This window comes from Pseudomonas sp. B23(2017), assembly GCF_002113725.1.
Taxonomy (GTDB): Bacteria; Pseudomonadota; Gammaproteobacteria; order Pseudomonadales; family Pseudomonadaceae; genus Aquipseudomonas; species Aquipseudomonas putida_Z.
The window spans coordinates 1-23,073 of sequence record NZ_NEJM01000006.1 but is presented as its reverse complement, the minus strand read 5'-3'; the positions used below and the strand labels follow the sequence as shown (position 1 = coordinate 23,073).

Annotated in this window: 16 protein-coding genes and 4 tRNA genes; 10 read left to right on the top strand and 10 right to left on the bottom strand. The window is 63.5% G+C overall.

What is annotated here, in order from left to right:
- Positions 1–166: 166 nt before the first annotated feature.
- Positions 167–4,192, bottom strand: a complete 4,026-nt coding sequence (locus CAG46_RS11835; RefSeq protein ID WP_085617640.1) for a bifunctional nitrate reductase/sulfite reductase flavoprotein subunit alpha — start codon at positions 4,190–4,192, stop codon at positions 167–169.
- A 265-nt stretch (positions 4,193–4,457) separates the two neighbouring features.
- Here CAG46_RS11835 and map point away from each other — a divergent pair, with 265 nt between their 5' ends.
- The gene (gene map / locus CAG46_RS11830; protein ID WP_085617638.1) at positions 4,458–5,306 is read left to right on the top strand and encodes a type I methionyl aminopeptidase; all 849 of its coding nucleotides are present in this window, start codon (positions 4,458–4,460) and stop codon (positions 5,304–5,306) included.
- 214 nt (positions 5,307–5,520) lie between these two features.
- On the opposite strand, the gene CAG46_RS11825 is transcribed toward map, so the two are convergent.
- From CAG46_RS11825 to CAG46_RS11810, 4 genes are all read right to left on the bottom strand, one after another.
- Positions 5,521–5,597 (bottom strand) — tRNA-Asp (locus CAG46_RS11825).
- A gap of 13 nt (positions 5,598–5,610) precedes the next feature.
- Positions 5,611–5,686, bottom strand: a tRNA-Val gene (locus CAG46_RS11820).
- Positions 5,687–5,856: 170 nt separating this feature from the next.
- Positions 5,857–5,933: transfer RNA gene (locus CAG46_RS11815), tRNA-Asp, on the bottom strand.
- A gap of 13 nt (positions 5,934–5,946) precedes the next feature.
- Positions 5,947–6,022, bottom strand: a tRNA-Val gene (locus CAG46_RS11810).
- A 217-nt stretch (positions 6,023–6,239) separates the two neighbouring features.
- On the opposite strand from CAG46_RS11810, the gene rdgC reads away from it, so the two are divergent.
- The 3 genes from rdgC (at position 6,240) to sugE (ending at position 8,861) form a co-directional block, all read left to right on the top strand.
- Positions 6,240–7,160, top strand: a complete 921-nt coding sequence (gene rdgC, locus CAG46_RS11805; RefSeq protein WP_013971401.1) for a recombination-associated protein RdgC — start codon at positions 6,240–6,242, stop codon at positions 7,158–7,160.
- A 187-nt stretch (positions 7,161–7,347) separates the two neighbouring features.
- Positions 7,348–8,313: a bile acid:sodium symporter family protein gene (locus CAG46_RS11800; RefSeq protein WP_013971400.1), complete on the top strand. Its 966-nt coding sequence runs from the start codon at positions 7,348–7,350 to the stop codon at positions 8,311–8,313.
- 230 nt (positions 8,314–8,543) lie between these two features.
- Positions 8,544–8,861, top strand: coding sequence for a quaternary ammonium compound efflux SMR transporter SugE (gene sugE / locus CAG46_RS11795; protein ID WP_009686221.1), 318 nt, complete (start codon positions 8,544–8,546; stop codon positions 8,859–8,861).
- A gap of 9 nt (positions 8,862–8,870) precedes the next feature.
- Here sugE and CAG46_RS11790 read toward each other — a convergent pair whose 3' ends face one another.
- Complete coding sequence (locus tag CAG46_RS11790; RefSeq protein WP_015269262.1) at positions 8,871–10,748, bottom strand: MFS transporter; 1,878 nt, start codon at positions 10,746–10,748, stop codon at positions 8,871–8,873.
- A gap of 207 nt (positions 10,749–10,955) precedes the next feature.
- Here CAG46_RS11790 and CAG46_RS11785 point away from each other — a divergent pair, with 207 nt between their 5' ends.
- Both CAG46_RS11785 and CAG46_RS11780 read left to right on the top strand, forming a co-directional pair.
- Positions 10,956–12,134 carry an MFS transporter gene (locus tag CAG46_RS11785; protein WP_085617636.1) on the top strand — a complete coding sequence of 393 codons (1,179 nt, stop codon included), beginning with the start codon at positions 10,956–10,958 and terminating at the stop codon, positions 12,132–12,134.
- A 231-nt stretch (positions 12,135–12,365) separates the two neighbouring features.
- Complete coding sequence (locus tag CAG46_RS11780; protein WP_025338044.1) at positions 12,366–15,842, top strand: hybrid sensor histidine kinase/response regulator; 3,477 nt, start codon at positions 12,366–12,368, stop codon at positions 15,840–15,842.
- Here the strand turns inward: CAG46_RS11780 and rmuC are convergent.
- Both rmuC and CAG46_RS11770 read right to left on the bottom strand, forming a co-directional pair.
- Positions 15,814–17,187, bottom strand: a complete 1,374-nt coding sequence (rmuC, locus tag CAG46_RS11775) for a DNA recombination protein RmuC (RefSeq protein WP_178080703.1) — start codon at positions 17,185–17,187, stop codon at positions 15,814–15,816. The genes CAG46_RS11780 and rmuC overlap by 29 nt on opposite strands.
- 292 nt (positions 17,188–17,479) lie before the next feature.
- Positions 17,480–17,899 (bottom strand): tetratricopeptide repeat protein, encoded by a 420-nt coding sequence (locus tag CAG46_RS11770; protein WP_085617750.1) that lies wholly within the window; start codon positions 17,897–17,899, stop codon positions 17,480–17,482.
- 952 nt (positions 17,900–18,851) lie between these two features.
- Between CAG46_RS11770 and CAG46_RS11765 the strand changes: the two genes are divergently transcribed.
- The 3 genes from CAG46_RS11765 (at position 18,852) to CAG46_RS11755 (ending at position 21,236) form a co-directional block, all read left to right on the top strand.
- Entirely contained in the window at positions 18,852–19,076 is a 225-nt protein-coding gene (locus CAG46_RS11765; RefSeq protein WP_003257337.1) for a hypothetical protein, read from the top strand.
- A 249-nt stretch (positions 19,077–19,325) separates the two neighbouring features.
- Positions 19,326–19,808, top strand: a complete 483-nt coding sequence (locus CAG46_RS11760) for a hypothetical protein (protein ID WP_025338041.1) — start codon at positions 19,326–19,328, stop codon at positions 19,806–19,808.
- Positions 19,809–19,955: 147 nt separating this feature from the next.
- On the top strand, positions 19,956–21,236 hold the full coding sequence (locus CAG46_RS11755) for an OmpP1/FadL family transporter (protein ID WP_085617632.1): 1,281 nt from the start codon (positions 19,956–19,958) through the stop codon (positions 21,234–21,236).
- Positions 21,237–21,386: 150 nt separating this feature from the next.
- On the opposite strand, the gene CAG46_RS11750 is transcribed toward CAG46_RS11755, so the two are convergent.
- Positions 21,387–22,316: a LysR family transcriptional regulator gene (locus tag CAG46_RS11750; protein ID WP_085617629.1), complete on the bottom strand. Its 930-nt coding sequence runs from the start codon at positions 22,314–22,316 to the stop codon at positions 21,387–21,389.
- A gap of 114 nt (positions 22,317–22,430) precedes the next feature.
- Here CAG46_RS11750 and CAG46_RS11745 point away from each other — a divergent pair, with 114 nt between their 5' ends.
- Positions 22,431–22,691 carry a DUF2798 domain-containing protein gene (locus CAG46_RS11745; RefSeq protein ID WP_085617627.1) on the top strand — a complete coding sequence of 87 codons (261 nt, stop codon included), beginning with the start codon at positions 22,431–22,433 and terminating at the stop codon, positions 22,689–22,691.
- Here CAG46_RS11745 and CAG46_RS28750 read toward each other — a convergent pair.
- The gene (locus CAG46_RS28750) at positions 22,672–22,998 is read right to left on the bottom strand and encodes a hypothetical protein (protein ID WP_158090801.1); all 327 of its coding nucleotides are present in this window, start codon (positions 22,996–22,998) and stop codon (positions 22,672–22,674) included. The genes CAG46_RS11745 and CAG46_RS28750 overlap by 20 nt on opposite strands.
- Between the last annotated feature and the right edge of the window lie 75 nt (positions 22,999–23,073).

Below are 23,073 nucleotides of genomic sequence, written 5' to 3'. Positions count from 1 at the left end.
TGCCAACTGGGTTGCCTGTGCCGGCCTCTTCGCGGGTGAACCCGCTCCCACAGGGATCTCCACATTTTTCAGACCTGTGCAGTACCTGTGGGAGCGGGTTTACCCGCGAAGAGGCCGGCACAGGTCATGCACATTCACAGTGCACAACACCCCATCCCGGTGCACATCAATAAACATCCCGCCGATACCGCTTGGCCCTGCCCAGCGCTTCGACATAAACCGCAGCCGCCGCTGCATCCATGCCGCCATGCTCGGCGACGATCGCCCGCAACGCCGCATCCACATCCTTGGCCATGCGCTGCGCATCGCCACACACATAGAAGTACGCCCCCGACTCCAGCCACTGCCATAACTGCGCGCCTTGTTCGAGCATGCGCTGCTGCACGTAGACCTTCTCGGCCTGGTCGCGTGAAAACGCCGTGTCCAGACGCAAGTGCCCTGCAGCCTGCCAGGCCTGCAGCTGCTCCTGGTAATAGAAATCGGTGGCCGCGTACTGCTCGCCGAAGAACAGCCAGTTGGCCCCTTTCGCCCCACGTGCCTCTCGCTCTTCGAGGAAGGCCCTGAACGGCGCAATGCCGGTGCCGGGGCCGACCATGATCACCGGCACGCTGTCGTCCTCGGGCAGGCGAAAGTGCTTCGACACTTGCGGGAAGATGGCTACCTTCAGCGCCTGCGCACGGTCGGCAAGGAAGCTTGAACACACCCCTTTGCGCGCGCCATAGCGCACCGTGGAAACGGTCAGGTGCACCTGCTGCGGGTGCGCCAGCGGGCTGGAGCTGATCGAATACAGGCGCGGCTGCAACGGCTTGAGCAGCTCCAGCCAGCTGGCCAGCGGCAGCTGCTGGGGGAAGGCGCGCAACACATCGACCAGTTGCCGCCCCCACAACCAGTCCTGCAGCTCGGCCTTGCACTCGGGCTGCAGCAGGCGCTGCAGGTCCGGGGCATTGCCGGCGAAGGCCTGCAGCTGCTGCGTGGTGACCTTGGCGATCTCCAGGTGCACTTGCAGGGCTTCGGTCAGCGGCATGGCGGGATGGCCTTTCAGCTGAACCATGGTCTGGCCATCGAGCTGCATCAGCACCAGCAGCTCGTCGACCAGGGCCGGACAGTTGCGCGGCCACACGCCCAAGGCATCACCGGCGGCATAGGTGAAGCCGCTGCCACTCAGGTCGAACACCAGTTGACGGGTTTCCTTGCTGCCACCCGGGCCGTTGAGCAGGCGGTTTTCCAGCAAGGTGGCAGCCCAGGGTTGCTGCTTGCCATAGGCCGCCACGGGCGCAGGCTCGGTGACCGGTTGCGGTGCAGCAGCGTTGCCTAGCGTGGGCAGCAGCGCATCCAGCCAGGCGGCGAAGGCGTCGTCGAAGTCCGGCTCGCAGTCCACCCGCTGCAGCAGGCGCCGCCCACCCAGCTCGGCCAGGCGTTGGTCGAGCTTGCGGCCAAAGCCGCAGAACTGGTCGTAACTGGAGTCGCCCAGGGCCAGCACGGCAAAAGGCAGTTCGGCGCAGTGGGCACCCTCCTCGCCTTGCAAGGCTTGCCAGAATGCCGCTGCGCTGTCGGGCGCGTCGCCATCGCCAAAGGTGCTGGCGATCAGCACCACGCTGGCGGCGCCCTGCAGCTGGCGCGGGCTGACCGCTTCCATGCAACTGAGCTGCACGTCGAGGCCAGCACCGCGCAGGCGCTCGGCACAGCGTTCGGCCAACAGCTCGCCGTTGCCGGTTTGCGAAGCCCACAGCACCTGATGCCGGGGTGCTATCAACGCCGCATCGGGCAGCACCACCGGCTGGGCGAACAGCCCGGCCAGCAAGCCATCGACGAACAGCCGGCGGTTGGCGGCCAGCGGCGCACTGGCCGGCAGGCAGGGCACGCCCTCGGCGCGGGCCTGGTCCAGGCCCAGCAGGAAGCCTTGCAGGTAATGGCGCTCTTCCTCGGCCAGCACCGGAGCTGGCAGGGTGTCCAGGCCAAGCAGACGGGACAGGGTGGCAGTCGGCATGCGGGCAGGCTCCGGATTGGCAGTGTTCAGATCAAGGGCTTCGATGCGCTCACCGGCAACCCGCTCCAGGGTCACGGCACAATGCTTGAACGCCGGCTGCAGCGACAGCGGGTCGACCGCATCGCAGGTCACGGCGTTGATCGCCAGTTGCTCGCCGATCAGGTCATTCCAGTGGAACGGGGCAAAGCAGTTGCCAGGCATGACCCGGTCGCTGATTCGCGCGGGCAGCACGGCCTGCCCGCGGCGCGAGCGAATGGCCACCTGGTCCTTTTCGGCAATGCCCAGCCGGGCAGCATCGTCGCGGTGGATTTCCACGAAGGGTCCGGGCTCCAGCTTGTTCAGCGCCGGTACCTTGCCGGTCTTGGTCAGGGTGTGCCACTGGTGCTGCACGCGGCCGGTATTCAGCACCATGGGGTAATCGGCATCCGGCAGCTCCGCCGCCGGCAACCAGGGCCGGGCGAAGAAGCGGGCCTTGCCGCTGGCGGTCGGGAAGGCCAACCCCGGGCACTCGCCCTGGGCATTGCGCAACAGCGTCTGGCTGCTGCCGTCGTTGCGATAGCGCAGCGGGCTGCGCGGGTTGGCACGGCCCGGGGCGCAGGGCCACTGGTGCGGCTGCTCGCGTAGTTCGGCATAGCCGATACCCCGCAGGTCGTAGCCGGTGCTTGGGTTGTGAAAGCGGCGGATCTCCTCGTACACCGCCTCGGCATCGGGGTAGTCGAAGGCGTCGGCATAGCCCATGGCGCAGGCGACCCGGGCGATGATCTGCCAGTCTGACAGGCTCTGCCCGGGCGGTTCGACGGCACGTGGCATGAGGGTGAGGTTGCGCTCGCTGTTGATCATCACGCCCTCGCCTTCGGCCCACAGCGCAGCCGGTAGCAGGATGTCGGCGTAGCGGTTGGTCTCGGTGTCGAGGAAGGCATCCTGGGTAATCACCAGTTCGGCCTGGCGCAGGCCGTCGATCACCTGCTGGCGGTTGGCGACACTGGCCACCGGGTTGCTGCAGATGACCCAGCAGGCCTTTACCACGCCGCTTTTCATCTGCTCGAACAGCGCCACCGTGCCCTCGCCGCCTTCGCTGCGCAGGCTGCCCGGGGCCAGTTGCCACTGCTGCTCGACGAAGGCGCGGTCTTGCGCTACCAGCGCCGAGCGCTGGCCTGGCAGGCCGGGGCCCATGTAGCCCATCTCGCGGCCGCCCATGGCATTGGGTTGGCCGGTCAGCGAGAACGGCCCACTGCCGGGGCGGCAGATAGCGCCCGTGGCCAGGTGCAGGTTGCAGATCGCATTGGTGTGCCAAGTGCCGTGGATGCTCTGGTTCAGGCCCATGGTCCAGCAGCTCATCCAGTTGCTGGCGCTGCCGATCCATTCGGCGGCCTTGATGATGTCGGCCTCGGCCAGCCCGGTGATGGCGGCCACCCGGTCAGGGGTGTAGTCATCGAGAAAGGCCGGCAGTTCGTCCCAGCCTTCGGTGTGGCGGGCGATGAAGCCGGGGTCGGTGTGGCCGTTACGCAGCAGCAGGTGCAGCAGGCCATTGAGCAAGGCCATGTCGCTGCCGGGGCGCACCTGCAGGAACAGGTCGGCCTTGTCGGCGGTGGCGCTGCGCCGCGGGTCGACGACGATCAGCTTGGCCCCCGCCTTGACCCGGTCGAGCAGGCGCAGGAACAGGATCGGGTGACAGTCGGCCATGTTGGCGCCGATCACCAGGAATACGTCGGCGTGCTCGAAGTCCTGGTAGCTGCCGGGCGGGCCATCGGCACCGAGCGACAGCTTGTAGCCGCTGCCGGCACTGGCCATGCACAGGCGCGAGTTGGACTCGATGTGGCGGGTGCGGATAAAGCCCTTGGCCAGCTTGTTGGCCAGGTACTGGGCCTCCAGCGACATCTGCCCGGACACGTACAGCGCCACGGCGTCGGGGCCGTGCTGGTCGATGATGCCGCGCAAACGCCCGGCGGCGGCGGCGATGGCCTGGTCGATGCCGGTACGCGCTGGCTGCTGGCTGCGCTGCTGGCGCACATAGGCATCCTCCATGCGCCCGGCGGCGGTCAGCGGCAGGTGTGCGGTGAGGCCTTTGGTGCACAGGCGGCCGAAGTTGCTGGGGTGCTGCTTGTCGCCGCTGATCTTGCCGACCTTGCCATCGGCGACGCTCATGACGATGCCGCAACCGACGCCGCAGTAGGGGCAGACGCTGCGCACTTCGCTGTTGGCCATGGGCGGGCTCCTGTAGGGAACGCAAAAAGGCGCCGGCTGCCCCTGCTTGCTGGGCAAGCGGGGCAACACGGCGCCTTTGTCGTGAAATTTTGTGGGCTGTCGACGTTGATAGCCCTGGGTAGCGGTAGATCAGCAATTAATGGGCCAGCTGTGCCGGCCTCTTCGCGGGTGAACCCGCTCCCACAGGTACATCACTGCCCTCAGGCCTTGCGATATCCCTGTGGGAGCGGGTTCACCCGCGAAGGGGCCGGCACAGGAGTGCACCATGCGATGGCAACCCCACACCCCATGGCGCTATGCTGGGGCACATTCCAGCATGAGCCACTGCCCTCCCCCCATGTCCCAGGTGATTATCAAGACCCCCGCCCAACTCGACCTGATGCGCCGCGCCGGCCAACTGCTTGCCCAGGTGTTCGCCGACCTCGACAGCTTCATCCGCCCCGGCGTGACCACCATGCAGATCAACGACCGCGCCGAGGCGTTCATCGTCGGCACGCTCAAGGCCCGCCCGGCGAGCAAGGGCCAGTATGGATTCCCCTATTCGCTCAACACCTCGGTGGACCATGTGGTGTGCCATGGCATGCCCAAGGTCGATGAAGTGCTGAAGGAAGGCTCGATCATCAACGTCGACATCACCCTGGAACAAGGCGGCTATATCGCCGACTCGTCAAAGATGTACAGCATCGGGCCGATCAGCGATGAGGCGCAGCGCCTGGTCGACACCACCTATGACGCGCTATGGAAAGGCATCGAACAGGTACGCCCCGGGGCTACGCTGGGTGATATCGGCCATGCCATCCAGACCCATGCCGAAGCGGCGGGCTACAGCGTCGTACGTGAGTATTGCGGGCATGGCATTGGCCAACAGATGCATGAAGGGCCCGAGGTGCTGCACATCGGCCAGCGCGGGATGGGCCTGAAGTTGAAGCCGGGGATGGTGTTTACCATCGAACCGATGATCAACCAGGGCGGACGCGGGACGCGCACGCTGAAGGATGGCTGGACGGTGATTACCCGCGACCACAGCTTGTCGGCGCAGTGGGAGCATACCGTGGCGGTGACCGAGGATGGGTTTGAAGTGCTGACGTTGCGGGAAGAAGAGCTTCGCTGCTGAAATTGCTACAGATCCTCTGTGGGAGCGGGTTCACCCGCGAACACCGGCAAAGCCGGTGCCATACACCGTGTCGCATTCTTCGCGGGTAAACCCGCTCCCACAGGGGCCAGGCAGCGCCTGTTGGTTTTTTGCTCAATGCAGAAACAAAAAAAGCGACCCTAAGGTCGCTTTCTCTGTTACTTCCGGGTGTTCAGTAGGCCCTGGAAGTGGAATATGGCGCAGCGGACGGGACTCGAACCCGCGACCCCCGGCGTGACAGGCCGGTATTCTAACCGACTGAACTACCGCTGCGCTAAACATCGAGTGGTGGGTGATGACGGGATCGAACCGCCGACCCTCTGCTTGTAAGGCAGATGCTCTCCCGGCTGAGCTAATCACCCATGTCTCTCGGTGTGGCGCGCATTCTACGGGCGACTTGGCGCTCTGGCAAGCACTTATCAAACTTTTTGCAAAATTCGCGAAAACACCAAATCGCAGGCACAAAAAAAGCGACCCTGAGGTCGCTTTCTCTGTTACTTCCGGGTGTTCAGTAGGCCCTGGAAGTGAAATATGGCGCAGCGGACGGGACTCGAACCCGCGACCCCCGGCGTGACAGGCCGGTATTCTAACCGACTGAACTACCGCTGCGCTAAACATCGAGTGGTGGGTGATGACGGGATCGAACCGCCGACCCTCTGCTTGTAAGGCAGATGCTCTCCCGGCTGAGCTAATCACCCTTCGTCTCGGTGTGGCGCGCATTCTACGGACGGCCCCGTACCCTGGCAAGCACTTTTTTAACTTTTTTCAAAAAAAACCTCAGGCCTTTCAAAGACCTAGCGTTGCCACGTGCATCTTTACATTCAGCTACAGCTACTGGCACTCCGACAGGGTTGGCCTGAGAGCACCGCTCGGAGAATAATGCCCGCCTTATGCATTAAGGAGAGATTGCCCCTCATGTGGTTCAAGAACCTGCTGACCTACCGCCTGACCCAGGAAGTCCCGTTCGAGCCTGAAGCGCTGGAAGCGGCCCTGGCCAGCAAGCCGGCCCGCCCCTGCGCCAGCCAGGAGCTGACCACCTATGGTTTCGTCGCGCCATTCGGCAAGGGCGAAGACGCTCCCCTGGTGCATGTCAGCGGCGAGTACCTGCTGATTGCCGCGCGCAAGGAAGAACGCATCCTGCCCAGCAGCGTGGTCAACGACGCGGTGAAGGAGAAGGTCGAAGAGATCGAGACCGAGCAGATGCGCAAGGTCTATAAAAAGGAACGCGACCAGATCAAGGACGAGATCATCCAGGCCTTCCTGCCGCGCGCGTTCATCCGCCGCTCGATGATCTTCGCTGCCATTGCCCCACGCCTGGGCGTGATCCTGGTCAACTCGGCCAGCGCCAAGCGTGCCGAAGACCTGCTGTCGACCCTGCGTGAAGTGATGGGCTCGCTGCCGGTACGCCCGGCCACCGTGAAAATCGCACCGGTTGCCACCATGACCGAGTGGGTCAAGTCGCAGGAAGCTGCCGAAGGCTTCTATGTGCTGGACGAGTGCGAACTGCGCGACACCGCCGAAGATGGCGGTATCGTGCGCTGCAAGCGCCAGGACCTGACCGGCGAGGAAATCCAGCTGCACCTGAGCACTGGCAAGGTGGTCACCCAACTGGCCCTGGCCTGGCAGGACAAGCTGTCGTTCATTCTGGATGACAAGATGGTGATCAAGCGCCTGAAGTTCGAAGAGCTGCTGCAGGAGCAGGCCGAACAGGATGGTGGCGATGAGGCTGCGCAGCAGTTCGATGCCAGCTTCCAGCTGATGATGATGACCTTTGCCGAATTCCTGCCGGTGCTGTTCGAGGCACTGGGTGGGGAAGAGATTCCGCAAGGGGTCTGACTGGTTTTGAAATGCCGGTGCTGGCCTGGGAGATATCCTCAGACAGTACTGGCCTCTTCGCGGGCTTGCCCGCTCCCACAGGTACACCACAGTTTCTGAGTTCTGTGGTGTACCTGTGGGAGCGGGCAAGCCCGCGAAAGGGCCAGTGAAATTCTTGAAGCCATAAAACAGAAAAGGAATTGCCCCCATGCGTGCCCTCGCCACCCTCAGCCGCTTCGTCGGCAATACCTTCGCCCTGTGGGTGCTGGTGTTCGCCGTGCTGGCCTTCCTGCAACCGCAATGGTTCATCGCCCTGAAGGTGGCCATCGTGCCGCTGCTGGGCTTGGTGATGTTCGGCATGGGCCTCACTCTCAAGCTCGATGACTTCGCCGCCCTCGCCCGCCAGCCCTGGCGGGTGATGCTGGGTGTGGTCGCGCACTTCGTGATCATGCCGGGCATGGCCTGGCTGCTGTGCCAGCTGTTCCACCTGCCGCCGGAAATCGCCGTGGGCGTGATCCTGGTTGGCTGCTGCCCGAGCGGCACGGCGTCGAACGTGATGGTCTGGCTGTCCCGCGGCGACCTGGCGCTGGCGGTGGCGATCGCTGCGGTGACCACCCTGCTCGCCCCGCTGCTGACCCCGGCGCTGATCTGGTTCCTGGCCTCGGCCTGGCTGCCGGTGTCCTTCATGGACATGTTCTGGTCGATCCTGCAGCTGGTGATGCTGCCGATCGTGCTCGGCGTGCTGGCCCAGCGGCTGCTTGGCGCGCGGGTGCAGGCGGCGGTGCAGGTGCTGCCGCTGGTGTCGGTGGTGAGTATCGTGATGATCGTGTGCGCGGTGGTGGCGGCCAGCCAGGCGAAGATCGCCGAGTCGGGGCTGCTGATCATGGCGGTGGTGATATTGCACAACAGCTTCGGCTACTTGCTGGGGTACCTGACCGGCAGGCTGTGCAAGCTGCCACTGGCACAGCGCAAGTCGCTGGCGCTGGAGGTGGGCATGCAGAACTCCGGGCTGGGCGCGGCACTGGCGGCGGCGCATTTTTCGCCGCTGGCTGCGGTGCCGAGTGCGTTGTTCAGCGTTTGGCACAATATTTCCGGGGCGCTGCTGTCGACCTGGTTCCGGCGCATGGGGGAGCCTGTGGCAGAAGCAGAAGGTGGGGAGCCGGCCAGGCATTGATGCTGCCTGCACTGGCCCTTTCGCGGGTAAACCCGCTCCCACAGGTACTGCACAAGTCTGAAAGTTGTGGAGATCCCTGTGGGAGCGGGTTTACCCGCGAAGAGGCCCGCACAGGCTTGCCCAGAGGGCTGCATATGTGCACCATGGCACCCACTGTGAGGACGACCTCACGACGCACCGCGTGACCATTCCGGGGACGGCCCCATCATTCACAACGATGGAGACGCACCATGTCCTGGATCATCCTGTTCTTCGCCGGCCTGTTCGAGGTCGGCTGGGCCGTCGGCCTGAAATACACCGACGGCTTCAGCAAGCCTCTGCCCACCGTCCTCACCGTCGCCGCCATGGCCATCAGCCTGGGCCTGCTGGGCCTGGCCATGAAAGAGCTGCCGCTGGGTACCGCCTATGCCATCTGGACTGGCGTCGGCGCCGTCGGCACGGTGATCGCCGGCATCATCCTGTTCGGCGAGTCCATGGCCCTGGTACGCCTGGTCAGCGTGGCGCTGATCATTACCGGCCTGGTCGGCCTGAAAGTCAGCGCCAGCTGACGCCCTCCCCTAGCGCAGGTTGCCGCGCAGGCGGCTGACCTGCTCACGCAAGGCTTCTGGCTGCGCCGCCTCCACCGGGATGGCGGCGCCTGCCACGATGGTCACCCGCGACCACAGGCGCTTGAAAAAGCCCTTGGCCGGGTCACGGCTGAAGAAGCTGCCCCACAGCCCCTGCAAGGCCAACGGAATGACCGGCACCGGGGTTTCTTCGAGGATGCGGTTGACGCCACCCTTGAACACATCGATTTCGCCATCCCCGGTCAGCTTGCCTTCAGGGAAGATGCATACCAGCTCGCCATCGGCCAGGTACTCGGCAATGCGCGCGAAAGCACGTTCGTAGATGGCCAGGTCTTCGTTGCGCCCGGCAATCGGGATGGCGCCTGCGGTGCGGAACACGAAGTTGAGTACCGGCAGGTTGTAGATCTTGTAGTACATGACGAAGCGGATCGGCCGGCGGATTGCTCCGCCCAGCAGCAGCGCATCGACGAACGACACGTGGTTGCACACCAGCAGCGCTGCGCCTTCGTCGGGGATGCGCTCGAGGTCGCGGTGCTGCACGCGGTACATCGAATGGCTGAGCAGCCAGATCAGGAAGCGCATGGTGAACTCGGGCACGATCCTGAAGATATAGGCGTTGACCGCGATGTTGAGCAGCGACACCACCAGGAACAGCTGCGGGATGGTCAGCTCGGCCAGGCCCAGCAGGATGATGGTGAGCACTGCCGACACCACCATGAACAGGGCATTGAGGATGTTGTTGGCAGCGATCACCCGGGCGCGCTGGTCTTCGGCGGTGCGGGCCTGGATCAGTGCATACAGCGGTACGATGTAGAAGCCGCCGAACACCCCAAGGCCGACGATCGACAGCAGGATCCACCAGGCCTGGCCCATGCCCAACAGCGCCAGCCAGTCGTGCGGTGCCGCCGCAGCCGGTACATCGCCGGAGTGCCACCACCAAAGCAGGCCGAACAGGCTCAGCCCGAACGAGCCGAACGGCACCAGGCCGATTTCCACCTTGCGCCCGCTCAGCCGCTCGCACAGCAGCGAACCCAGGGCGATCCCCACCGAGAACAGGGTCAGCACCAGTGTCACCACCGTGCCATCACCGTGCAGCCAGTCCTTGGCGTAGGCCGGGATCTGCGTGAGGTATATGGCACCGACGAACCAGAACCACGAGTTGCCGACGATCGAGCGCGACACCGCCGGCGGCTGCCCCAGGCCCATGCGCAGGATCGCCCACGACTGCCTGAAGATGTTCCAGTCCAGCGGCATTTGCGGCGAAGCGGCAGCGGCCCGCGGGATCCAGCGGCTGGCCAGGTAACCAAGCACGGCGGTGCCGACCACGCCACCAGCCACCACGGTGGCATAGCTGTCAGCCGACATCATCACCCCGGCGCCGATGGTGCCGGCGAGGATGGCCAGGAAGGTACCGGTTTCCACCAGCCCGTTGCCGCCGACCAGTTCTTCCTCGCGCAGGGCCTGCGGCAGGATCGAGTACTTCACCGGGCCGAACAGCGCCGAGTGGGTCCCCATGCCGAACAGCGCCACCAGCATCAGCGCCAGGTGGTTGGTGATGAAGCCGAGCGCGCCTACCGCCATGATCGCGATCTCGGCCAGCTTGATGGCCCGGATCAGCGCATCCTTGGCGAACTTCTCGCCAAACTGCCCGCCCAGCGCAGAGAACAGGAAGAACGGCAGGATGAACAGCAGGGCGCACAGGTTGACCCAGATCGAACGGTCACCGTCGCCCAGGCTGAGCTTGAACAGGATCGCCAGGATCAGCGACTGCTTGAACAGGTTGTCGTTGAAGGCACCCAGCGACTGGGTGATGAAAAACGGCAGGAAACGCCGCTTGCCGAGCAAGGTGAATTGCGAGGAGTGACTCATCGTCCTTGGTCCTGAGGGCTTTTCAATTGGAGGCGCGCCGGGCGCGACAAGCCACAAATCTGCATGGGAAATGCACTGACTGGCAAGCGCGGTGATTCTGTAGCAAGCCTGTCCCGGCCTCATCGCCGGCTTGCCGGCGATGGGCTGCAGAGCAGCCCCCATTTGTCATATGCTCCGATTCGGCTATTCCACAACAAGGACGTGGCAATGCTCGCCGCCATCAAACGCTACCCGCACACTGTGCGCCTGCTGCTCACCACCACCTTCACCCTCACCGTCGCCCGTGCCCTTACCCTGCCCTACCTGGTGGTGTACCTGGCCGACAACTTCCAGCTGCCGATCAGCCAGATCGGCCTGCTGATCGGTGGCGCGCTGATCATCGCCTCGCTGCTGAGCCTGTATGGCGGCCACCTGGTGGATACCTTGCGCAACCACACACTGGTCAGCGCCAGCACCCTGCTGTTTGCCCTGGCCTTCGTCGGCGCGGTCGCCAGCAACTCGGCGCTGCTGTTCTTTCTCTGCCTGGTAATGATCAACCTGGCCCTGGCAGTGGTCGACATCGCCGCCAAGGCGGGCTTCTGCGCCTTGCTGCCGGTGGAGGAACGGGCCGAAGTGTTCGCCATCAAGTACACCCTCAGCAACGTCGGCTACGCCGCCGGCCCGCTGCTGGGCGTGGCCATGCTGGAGCTGAACGACCATATGCCGTTCATCGCCTCTGCCCTGCTCGGCCTGGCCATGTGCCTGGCCTACTGGCGCCTGGGTGACCGCAGCCTGCAGGCCAGTGCGCCGGACAAGCCCGGGGCCGGCTTTGGCCAGGTGGCGCTGGGGCTGGCCCGTGACCGGCGGCTGGTATGCTTCACCTTGGGCGGGGTGCTGAGCGCGGTGGTGTTCGGCCAGTTCACCGCCTACCTGTCACAGTACCTGGTGGTGACCAGCAGCCCGGCCGAGGCGGCGCGCCTGATCGGTTACCTGGTGACCACCAACGCGGTGACGGTGATTGCCCTGCAGTACCTGATCGGCCGCCGCATCAGCCGCCAGCGCTTGATGCCCTGGCTGCTGGCCGGCATGGGCCTGTTCATCGCCGGGCTGCTGGGCTTTGCCCTGGCCGGTTCGGCGCTGGCGTGGTGCCTGGCGATGCTGGTGTTCACCCTGGGCGAGATCATCGTGATCCCGGCCGAGTACATGTTCATCGACCTGATCGCGCCGGAGCACTTGCGTGGGGTGTATTACGGTGCGCAGAACCTGTCCAACCTCGGTGCGGCGCTGGGGCCGGTGATGGTGGGGTTTGCCCTGGTGCATCTGTGGCCGGGGGCGATCTTCTACCTGCTGGTGTTGTCGGTGATACTGGCGGGGGTGTTTTATTGGCTGGGTACCCGCAAAGGATGATGTCTGCTCTGCTGGCCTCTTCGCGGGTGAACCCGCTCCCACAGGGACAGCGCCGCTTTCGAAGCCTGTGCAGTACCTGTGGGAGCGGGTTCACCCGCGAAAGGGCCGGCACAGGGTAAAGAGAACCCTGCGACCACCTGCCACTGCGACCATCGTCTGCGCTGACGAAGCGGCACCTGCGTGCCAGACTGATTGATCGGGACCGCGTTATCTTTTTGCTTCGGAGTCTTCATGTCGTTGTCCAGCGGGCTGATCGCCGTGGTCGCCCTGGCCTATATGGCCATCATGTTCGCCATCGCCTTCTACGGCGACCGCCGCAGCACGCCGTTGCCGCCGAAGCTGCGTGCCTGGGTGTACAGCCTGTCGCTGGCCGTGTACTGCACCAGCTGGACCTTTTTCGGCGCGGTCGGCCAGGCCGCCGAACAGCTCTGGGCATTCCTGCCGATCTACCTGGGCCCGGTGCTGCTGCTGATCTTCGCGCCCTGGGTGCTGCAGAAGATGGTGCTGATCAGCAAGCAACAGAACATCACCTCGATCGCCGACTTCATCGCCGCGCGCTACGGCAAGTCGCAGTCCCTGGCGGTGGTCGTGGCGCTGATCTGCCTGGTCGGCGTGCTGCCGTACATCGCCTTGCAGCTCAAAGGTATCGTGCTGGGCGTGAACCTGCTGATCGGCGCCAATGCCGACGCCACCGGCACCCGCGTGCAGGACACCGCACTGGTGGTGTCGCTGGTACTGGCATTGTTCGCCATCGTCTTCGGTACCCGCAGCCTGGACGTGACCGAACACCACCGTGGCATGGTCCTGGCGATTGCCTTCGAATCGCTGATCAAGCTGCTGGCCTTCCTCGCCGTGGGCATCTTCATCGTCTTCAACCTGTATGACGGCTTCGACGACCTGTTCAGCCAGGCCCGCCAGTCGATCCACCTGCAGGATTATTGGCAGGAAACCATCAACTGGCCGTCGATGGTGGTGCAGACCGCCGTGGCGATGATGGCGATCATCTGCCTGCCACGGCAGTTCCACGTCACCGTGGTGGAGAACATCGAACCCCAGGACATGCGCCTGGCGCGCTGGGTATTCCCGATGTACCTGGCGCTGGCCGCGCTGTTCGTGGTGCCGATCGCCCTGGCCGGGCAGATGCTGCTGCCGGGCACGGTGATCTCCGATTCGTTCGTCATCAGCCTGCCGCTGGCCGAGGCACACCCGAGCCTGGCCCTGCTGGCATTCATCGGCGGTGCCTCGGCGGCCACCGGCATGGTCATCGTCGAGGCCGTGGCGCTGTCGACCATGGTCTCCAACGACATGCTGCTGCCCTGGCTGCTGCGCCGTACCAACGCCGAGCGGCCGTTCGAGGCGTTCCGCCACTGGATGCTCTCGGTACGCCGGGTGACCATCGTGGTGATCCTGCTGCTGGCGTATGTCAGCTACCGCCTGCTGGGCTCCACCGCCAGCCTGGCGACCATCGGCCAGATCGCCTTCGCCGCCGTGACCCAGCTGACCCCGGCCATGCTCGGTGCGCTGTACTGGAAGCAGGCCAACCGCCGCGGCGTGTTCGCTGGCCTGGCCGCAGGTATTTTCCTGTGGTTCTACACCCTGGTGCTGCCGATTGCCGCGCACAGCGTGGGCTGGTCGCTGCAGCTGTTCCCAGGGTTGGCGTGGCTGCACGGCAACCCGCTTAACCTGCCGATCAGCCCGCTGACCCAGGGCGTGGTGCTGTCGCTGGCGGGCAACTTCACCCTCTTCGCCTGGGTCTCGGTGCTGTCGCGCACGCGGGTTTCCGAGCATTGGCAGGCCGGCCGCTTCATCGGCCAGCAGACCAGCGCCAGGCCCAGCAGCAAGCCGCTGCTGGCGGTGCAGATCGACGACCTGCTGACCCTGGCCTCGCGCTTTGTCGGCGAAGAACGCGCCCGGCAGAGCTTCATCCGCTTCGCCTACCGCCAGGGCAAGGGCTTCAACCCCAACCAGAACGCCGACGGCGACTGGATCGAACACACCGAACGTCTGCTGGCCGGCGTGCTCGGCACCTCGTCGACCCGCGCCGTGGTCAAGGCCGCCATCGAAGGCCGCGACATGCAGCTGGAAGACGTGGTGCGTATCGCCGACGAAGCCAGCGAGGTGCTGCAGTTCAACCGCGCCCTGCTGCAAGGGGCCATCGAGAACATCAACCAGGGCATCAGCGTGGTCGACCAGAACCTGCACCTGGTGGCCTGGAACCGCCGTTACCTGGAACTGTTCAACTACCCCGACGGGTTGATCAGCGTGGGCCGGCCGATTGCCGACATCATCCGCTACAACGCCGAGCGTGGCCTGTGCGGCCCGGGCGAGGCGCAGGTGCATGTGGCGCGGCGCCTGCACTGGATGCGCCAGGGCCGTGCGCACTCCTCCGAGCGCTTGTTCCCCAATGGCCGGGTGATCGAACTGATCGGCAACCCGATGCCGGGTGGCGGTTTCGTCATGAGCTTCACCGACATCACCCCGTTCCGCGAGGCCGAGCAGGCCCTGCGCGATGCCAACGAAGGCCTGGAGCAACGGGTGGCGGAACGCACCCAAGAGCTGTCGCAACTGAACCAGGCGTTGTCCGAAGCCAAGAGCCGTGCCGAAGCGGTGAGCCAGTCCAAGACCCGTTTCCTGGCTGCGGTCAGCCATGACCTGATGCAGCCGCTGAACGCCGCCCGGCTGTTCTCCGCCGCCTTGTCGCAGCAGGCCGAGGGCATGAATGAAGAGGCCCGGCAACTGGTGCAGCATATGGACAGCTCGCTGCGCTCGGCCGAAGAGCTGATCAGCGACCTGCTGGACATCTCGCGCCTGGAAAACGGCAAGATCACCCCGGATGCCAAGCCCTTTGCCCTCAACGAGCTGTTCGACACCCTGGGCGCCGAATTCAAGGTGCTGGCCGCCGAGAAGGGCCTGGAGTTCCGCCTGCGCGGCAGCCGCCTGCGGGTGGACAGCGACATGAAGCTGCTGCGCCGGGTGCTGCAGAACTTCCTGACCAATGCCCTGCGCTATGGCAAGAGCCCGATCCTGCTGGGCGCACGGCGCCAGGGTGAACAGTTGTGGCTTGAGGTGTGGGACCGCGGCCCGGGCATCGCCGACGACAAGCTGCAGGTGATTTTCCAGGAGTTCAAGCGCCTGGACAGCCACCAGACCCGCGCCGAGAAGGGCCTGGGCCTGGGCCTGGCGATCGCCGACGGCCTGTGCCGGGTGCTGGGGCACAAGCTGGAGGTGCGCTCGTGGCCGGGCAAGGGCACGGTGTTCCGCGTCAGCGTACCGATTGCCCGCCAGGCCGCCCCGGCGCCCACCGCCCCGGTGGAACAGGGCGGCCAGCCACTGGCCGGGCTGCAGGTACTGTGCGTGGACAACGAAGACAGCATCCTGATCGGCATGAACAGCCTGCTCAGCCGCTGGGGTTGCCAGGTGTGGACCGCGCGCAACCGCGCCGAATGCGAAGCCCTGCTGGCCAAGGGCATGCGCCCGCACCTGGCACTGGTGGACTACCACCTGGACGACGGCGAGACTGGTACCGGGCTGATGGGCTGGCTACGTGCGCGCCTGGGTGAGCCGGTGCCGGGCGTGGTGATCAGTGCCGACGGCAGCAAGGAAACCATCGCCATGGTGCATGCCTCTGGCCTGGACTACCTGGCCAAGCCGGTCAAGCCGGCGGCCCTGCGCGCCATGCTCAATCGCCATCTGAGCCTGGTTCAGTAAGCGCTTCGTCCGGCAACGCCTCGTCGGACAGCGCCCGCTCCAGCAGGTCGGCCGGCAGGCTCTTGCTGGCGCGGGCGCCCAGCAGCTTCAGCTGTTCGCTGCGGCTGACCAGGTTGCCGCGCCCTTCGCACAGCTTGTTGCGCGCGGCAGCATAGGCCTTGTCCACCTGCTGCAGGCGGCTGCCCAGCTCGTCCAGGTCCTGGATGAACAGCACGAACTTGTCGTACAGCCAGCCGGCGCGCTCGGCGATCTCGCGGGCGTTCTGGCCCTGGCGTTCCTGCTTCCACAGGCTGTCGATCACCCGCAAGGTGGCCAGCAAGGTGGTCGGGCTGACGATCACGATCTGCCGGTCGAAGGCTTCCTGGAACAGGTTCGGCTCCGCCTGCAGGGCTGCCGAGAAGGCGGCCTCGATCGGCACGAACAGCAGCACGAAATCCAGGCTGTGCAGGCCTTCGAGGCGGTTGTAGTCCTTGCTCGACAGGCCTTTGATGTGGCTGCGCAGCGACTGCACATGCTGCTTGAGCGCAGCCTCGTCGTTGCCGGCGACGAACTGCTGGTAGGCGGTGAGGCTGACCTTGGCATCCACCACTACCTGCTTGTCGCCGGGCAGCATGATCAGCACATCAGGCTGGAAGCGCTCGCCATCGGAGCTCTTGAGGCTAACCTGGGTCTGGTATTCACGGCCCTTTTCCAGGCCGGCATGCTCCAGTACCCGTTCGAGGATCAGCTCACCCCAGTTGCCCTGGGTTTTCTGGCCCTTCAGCGCCTGGGTCAGGTTGGTGGCTTCGTCGGACAGGCGCAGGTTCAGTTGCTGCAGGCGCTCCAGCTCCTTGCCCAGCGAGAAGCGCTCGCGGGCTTCCTGCTGGTAGCTCTCCTCCACGCGTTTTTCGAAAGCCTGGATGCGCTCCTTGAGCGGGTCGAGCAACTGGCCGAGATGCTGCTGGCTGGTCTGGGCGAAGCGCTGCTCGCGCTCGTCGAAGATCTTGGTAGCCATGTCGGCGAACTGGGCGCGCAGGGTGTCGCGGGCTTCCTGCAGGTCTTCCAGGCGCTGCTGGTGGCTTTCCTGCTGCTCGCGCAGTTCGGCGTCCAGGCGTGCGGTCTGTGCCTCCAGGCGGCGCAGTTCGGCTTCTCGGTTGGCACGCTCGAGGTTCCAGGCGTGGGCGGCGTCACGGGCGTTGTCGCGGTCGATCTGCAGCAGTTCCAGCTCACGGCCCTGGGCGGCCAGCTGGGTCTGCTTGACGGTGTTGGCTTCGCTGAGGTCGCTGACCTCGTCGCGACTGGCGTCCAGTTGCGCCTGCAGGCCGGCCAGGGCCAGCTGGGCAGCATTGAGGCGCTCTTCGAGCAAGGCCTGCTCGCCTTGCCGCGCACCCTGGCGGCGCTGCACCTGCATGACCCAACCCAGGCAAGGTAATGCACCTGCCACCAAGCCCAGCAGAATGCTGGCCAGATCCACTGTCATGCTTACCCCGAATGATCCTGGATGAATGCATCGCAGCTTATCAGCCTGAGCGGTGTGTTGCCTGTTCCGGCCTCTTCGCGGGTAAACCCGCTCCCACAGGGATTGCACAGTATCCGAGGTATAGCTATTCCTGTGGGAGCGGGTTTACCCGCGAAGAGGCCAGTGCTGGCAACACACCTCAGGCATGGAACCACTGCCTCAAAAGCCGCAGCGCTTCCTGCGACCCCTGCCCCGCCGCCAGCTCCAGCCAGTACCGCGCCTGCTCCGGCTCGCTGTGCTGGCACAGCCGCGCATATTCCAGCTGCGCCCGCCGATCACCGGCGCGGGCTGCCTGGCGCAGCAGTTCATGGCCAATACGCCGGTCACGGGCATTGCCGCAATCGCGGCACAACATCTGCCCCAGGCGGCTTTGCGCCACGACCACGCCTTGGCGCGCCGGCTGCTTCAACAGGCGCCCGGCCAGGTGCTTGACCTGCGGCTTGTCACCCAGGCGCGGGTTGTCGAGCAGCCACAAGGCCACTTTGAGAGAGAAACGTTTGGGAGGAGGCGCAGGCGTCGATGCAGCGGGGCTGGCGAGGGGTTTACCGCGAAACTTCATGAGCAACAGGTTTGGCAACTCGAAAGGCGCGCCACTCTACCCTTTTTCTTGCGCCTTGGCCTTTCGATTTCCGGAGGATTGAAAAAAATTTTCAATGATCTTTTCTTGACGTTTTCAAGTGGATGACCAACAGGTCTTCCGGAGCATGTCGATTGTCGGACAGTTCAATGTATTGCTGGCACGCCCGTCCTAGAGCAAGCGCTAGGGACAATCCACAGTTCCTGTGGATAACTCGGTGGACAACCCCCTCCCATCCCCCGCAAACCCCCATGAATTGGGGCTTTCGCTCAAACTGACGATTTTTTCACCAGCTAAAAATAGTGTTTTTTTTCATTGACTTAACCGCCCAGTCAAGGCATTGGCGAGGCTGTCGTGGCGTGTTGCCAGGCAGTTGCAAGCGCTGCTCCGAATGTGAACAAGTGCACCATAAACCTTCATTTGAGTGCACGAAATCGGTACATCAGCCCGGATGCGGGCCTTTTGCCCCCTCTTCCCAGCAGGGCAAATACGCGCCATACTGCGCGGCTCACCTGAACAAACATGAAATGCTTGCCAAGCGCCTGTATTTCCGCTAAGGTGCGCCTCGTTAGTACCAAGCTGAAAGTCAATTCTGGCCTCTAGCGTCCTTGCAGACCCGCTCCTCCCAAGGGTGGCGCTGCTGAAACCAGGACCGGCCCATTCGATGATTCACTCGCCAGCCACGCGCTGTTCAAGCACGAATCACGTGACAGATTGATCAGGATTCCACACCGACGGCCTAGAACCTTGGCCCCGGCGTGCTGCCTGCCTTCTGAAGTACCTACCAGTCAGCCCATGCGCCCACCTTTGATTGCGCTCCCTCTGGCTGCCCTGTTCCAGTCAGGTTCGTTCGTCCCTTAATAAAGGCGTCACTGGAACGTTTCTATCATGCACGGATCATAACCCCGTGTTTAAAGCAGGAACCTCCAACAATATGCAAACTCATCATCAGATTCAGGCTGCCATTGGCACCCTCTCCCAGGCCTTCTCGCCGTTGAAGTGCCTCATCGTTGCCCCTCGCAAGGGCAGCTTCAGCTTTACCCTGGTAGACGAACACGGCGTCGCCTGCCACACCGAGCGCCTGTACCCCGAACAGTACAGCCGCAGTGAACCGCTGCAGGCGGTCATCGCCCGAACCCGCCAGTCGCTCACCGCGTGAGCGGCGAATACTGCGGTATTCAAGCGCTGAATCACCCCATCGCAAGCCTGCCTGAACGTTCGCGGCGTAATTGCCTTAAGGCATATAGCCCGGTACGTCAGGCAGCAATCGATTTAAAAACAGCCCTTTACACCACGATTATCACACTACACTTCAACTCGAGCGGTGCTTGCCGCTTCCGGCGGGCCTGATCACTCACCAGCTGCCAAGCTCCAGTGCCCGTCCGGCCCTTAACTGCTCGAGGGCATCATGGGTATCGCGGCGAATGAATTGTGTCAGTATGTGATCCGACCCACCCTGGTCTACCTGAACCGTCACTGCGCCAGCGCCGAAGCCTTGTTGCTGGGCATCGCCGCCAGCCAGTCGGCCCTGGGGTCGGCCTTGCACGACCGTCGTGGGCATGGCCTTTACCGTATCGGCGAACACCGTCACCAGGCGATCTGGGACGACTACCTTGCCCGTGACCCCGACCTGGCCAGCCTGGTCCGCGGCCTGGCCAGCCAGCACGCCTTCCTCGGTGGCCCGCACCTGGAACTCACCGTCAACCTGCGCTATTCCACCGCCATTGCCTGGATGCTCGTCGAAGAGCAGGCCACGCCACTGCCTGCCGCCGATGACCTTCTCGCGCTGGCGCGGATCTGGCGACAGATTTTCAACCCACAAGGTCGCCTGCGCGACTTCACCCACGCCTGGCATACCTGCATAGATCAGAGATTGCCGCAGGCATCTTAAGACGCGTCCTACAACGCACCCGGAAAAAAGGGAATTTTGGTCGGATTGTCCTACAAAACCGCTCTATCTCCTGCGATTGAGGCTATAGCGCGGCGCGTGATTTGTTGGTAGCTTTTCGCCCCGGAGATCCCAAGGAGTTTTCTAATAATGAAAAAAGTAATGCTCAAAACCTCCCTCGGCATTGCCGTTGCTCTTGCTTCCAGCCAACTGCTTGCTGCAGGTTTCGCGCTGAACGAGCAAAGCATCAGCGGCATGGGAACCGGTTTTGCGGGACGTTCGTCTTCTGCCGAAGATGCCAGCACTGTGTATGGCAACCCTGCAGGCATGTCGCGCCTGAAGCGCGAACAGGTCACCGTGGGTGGCGCAGCCGTCATTGCCAAGTCTGATATTTCGGGTCGTGGTAGCAATTTCGGGGGGGAAACCGATGGCGACATGGTCCCGGTCGTGGGCGTGCCCATGGGTTACTACGTCAAGCCGATCGATGATCATTGGAGCGTCGGTTTCGGTGTTTACGTGCCATACGGCCTGATCACCGACTACGGTAGCGATGACGCGGCACGCTACTGGGGCAAGAAGAGCAAGGTCGAGGTTGTCACCTTCCAGCCAACCATCAGCTATGCCTTCAACGACAAGGTGTCGATCGGTTTTGGCCCGACCATCAACCGTATCAAGGGTGAGCTGGGCTCGAACCTGGGCAGCAAGGCCCTGCTGGGCCTCAACGGCCCGGATGGCGAAGTCAAGATCAAGGGCGACGACACCGCGATCGGTTACAACATCGGCGTTCTCGTACAAGCCACAGACCGTACCCGTCTGGGCCTGACCTATCACTCGATGGTCGACTACAAGCTTGAAGGCGATACCCGTGTTTCCTACCCGATTGCGGCCCTCGGCCTGAACGGCAAGTTCGACGCCAGCCTGAAAATCAAGACGCCAGAGTCGGTGGACTTCTCGGTCACCCATGAACTGGATGACCACTGGACCCTGTATGCGGGCAGCACGTGGACTCGCTGGAGCCGCCTGGAGAGCATCGTTGTCAAGAACGAAGCACCGGCGGGCTACCCACTGCAGACCATCACCGAAGAGCAGAACTGGCATGACACCTGGGCACACGCCATTGGTGCTGCCTACAAGGTCAACAAGGAGTGGACCCTGCGTGCAGGCTTCTCCGTCGACCAGTCGCCCACCAACAACCACGATCGCTCGCCGCGCATTCCTACCGGCGACCGTAAAGCGGTCAGCTTTGGTGCCGGCTGGAGCCCGAACGATGACATGACCATCGATGTTGCCTACTCCTACCTGTGGGAAGAGGACACCAAGGTCAACAATCTGCCGAGCTCGCAGACAGAAGGCTTGTTGAAAGGCAGCTACCAGGCCAAGTACGAGAACAGCGCTCACGGTATCGGTGCGTCCCTTACCTACCGCTTCTGATAGCTTCAAGTAAGTCGGGGCCGCTTTGCGGCCCATCGCGACACAAGGCCGCTCCTGCAACGACCGCACAAAACCGATTCTACGGGTTCATGCGGACGCTGCAGGAGCGGCCTTGTGTCGCGATGAGCTGCAAGCAGCCCCAATATCTTTTCAGGCCTGCACCTGCCAGCTGTCACCCAGGCATTCGCGCAAGTAGTCCATGAACACACGCACTTTTGCGGTCATGGCGAAGCGGTCGGCCAGGCACAGGTAGATATCCATCGGTTCGGTCTGGGCATAGGCCTGACCGTTATCACTGTATTCGAACAACGGTACCAGCGCCCCGGCGGCCAGATGCGGCCGTACGATGAACTCGGCCAAGCGGGTGATGCCGCCATCGTGCAGTGCCATCTGGGTCAGGGCATCGATGTCGTCGCTGATCAGGACACTGCCGAACTCTGCCTCGAACCGCAGCCCGTCGCGCATGAACCCCCAACGCAGGAAGCGCCCATCCACCGGGTAGCGGAACACCAGGCAGCGGTGGTCACGCAAGGCCTCTGGCGTGGCCGGCACGCCGGCGCTTTGCAGGTAACCGGGCGAGGCACAGCAAATGAACGGTATACGGGCGATATGCCGGGCCAGCAACTGGTCTTCGAGTTGCGGGGCAATGCGCAGGCTCACGTCCACATCTTCCCGCGCGTGGTTGACCCGGCGATCAGTCGTTACCAACTCTATCGAAAGCAGTGGGTAGCGGGCACTGAACGCGGGTATCAATGGCGCCAGCACGTGGCGACCGAAGGCGGACGTCGAGGCAATGCATAACCGCCCTTGGGGCTCACTGTCGGGGGTGGTGACGGCCTGTTCGGCCAAGGCCAGATCGCGCTCGATGTGCCTGACGCGTTCGTAATACTGGGTGCCGGCGGGTGTCAGCGCCATACTGCGAGTGGTGCGGCTGAGCAGGCGAACCTGCAAGTGGCCCTCCAGGCGTGCCAGGTTCTGGCTGACCGCGGCCGGGCTCAGGCCCAGGTTGCGGGCACCGGCGGCGATGCTGCCGGCTTCGACCACCTTGATGAAGCTGCGAATGGCGTTGAGCAGGTCCATGCTGAGCCCCTGGATTCGTAAGAAACTCTTTATAAAGAACTCAATACGGCTGGTCTACAGCTGCTGCCGGATGCGTTGCTAACCTGCGCCTCTACTTACTTTTCAGGAGTTCGCATGAGCAACCTGTCCCAGGCACGCAGCCGACGCAAATTGCACCCGGGCGCCACGCCCTACGTTTTTGCCTTCTACATGTCGTCGATCATGGCGCTATTGATGTGTTTCGTGATCACGGCAGCGAATGGGGGGATTAACCCTGAATACCTTGGCAACGTACTGAAGGCTTACCAGTTGGCGATGCCTGTGGCGTTCGTTTGTGTATTGATGGTCAGCCCGGTGGTTATGCGGTTGGTGGCGATTACTGTGCATGCAAAGTGAAGTAACCTGAAACCCAGACAAGTCCCCGGCTCTTGCTCTTGCTCTTGCTCTTGCTCTTGCTCTTGCTCTTGATCTTGATCTTGATCTTGATCTTGATCTTGATCTTGATCTTGATCTTGATCTTGCTCTTGCTCTTGATCTTGATCTTGATCTTGCTCTTGATCTTGATCTTGATCTTGATCTTGATCTTGCTCTTGCTCTTGCTCTTGCTCTTGATCTTGATCTTGATCTTGATCTTGATCTTGATCTTGATCTTCGCGACTTCAGGAGGCCGAGCAGAGGGCTTGCGGAGGGAGGTGACGGGCATGGATGCCCGTCAAGCGCTGAGGCCCCATGGATGGGGCCTGCAGCGCGTCCTCCCGGGAGCAAGACCGGCGCGAGG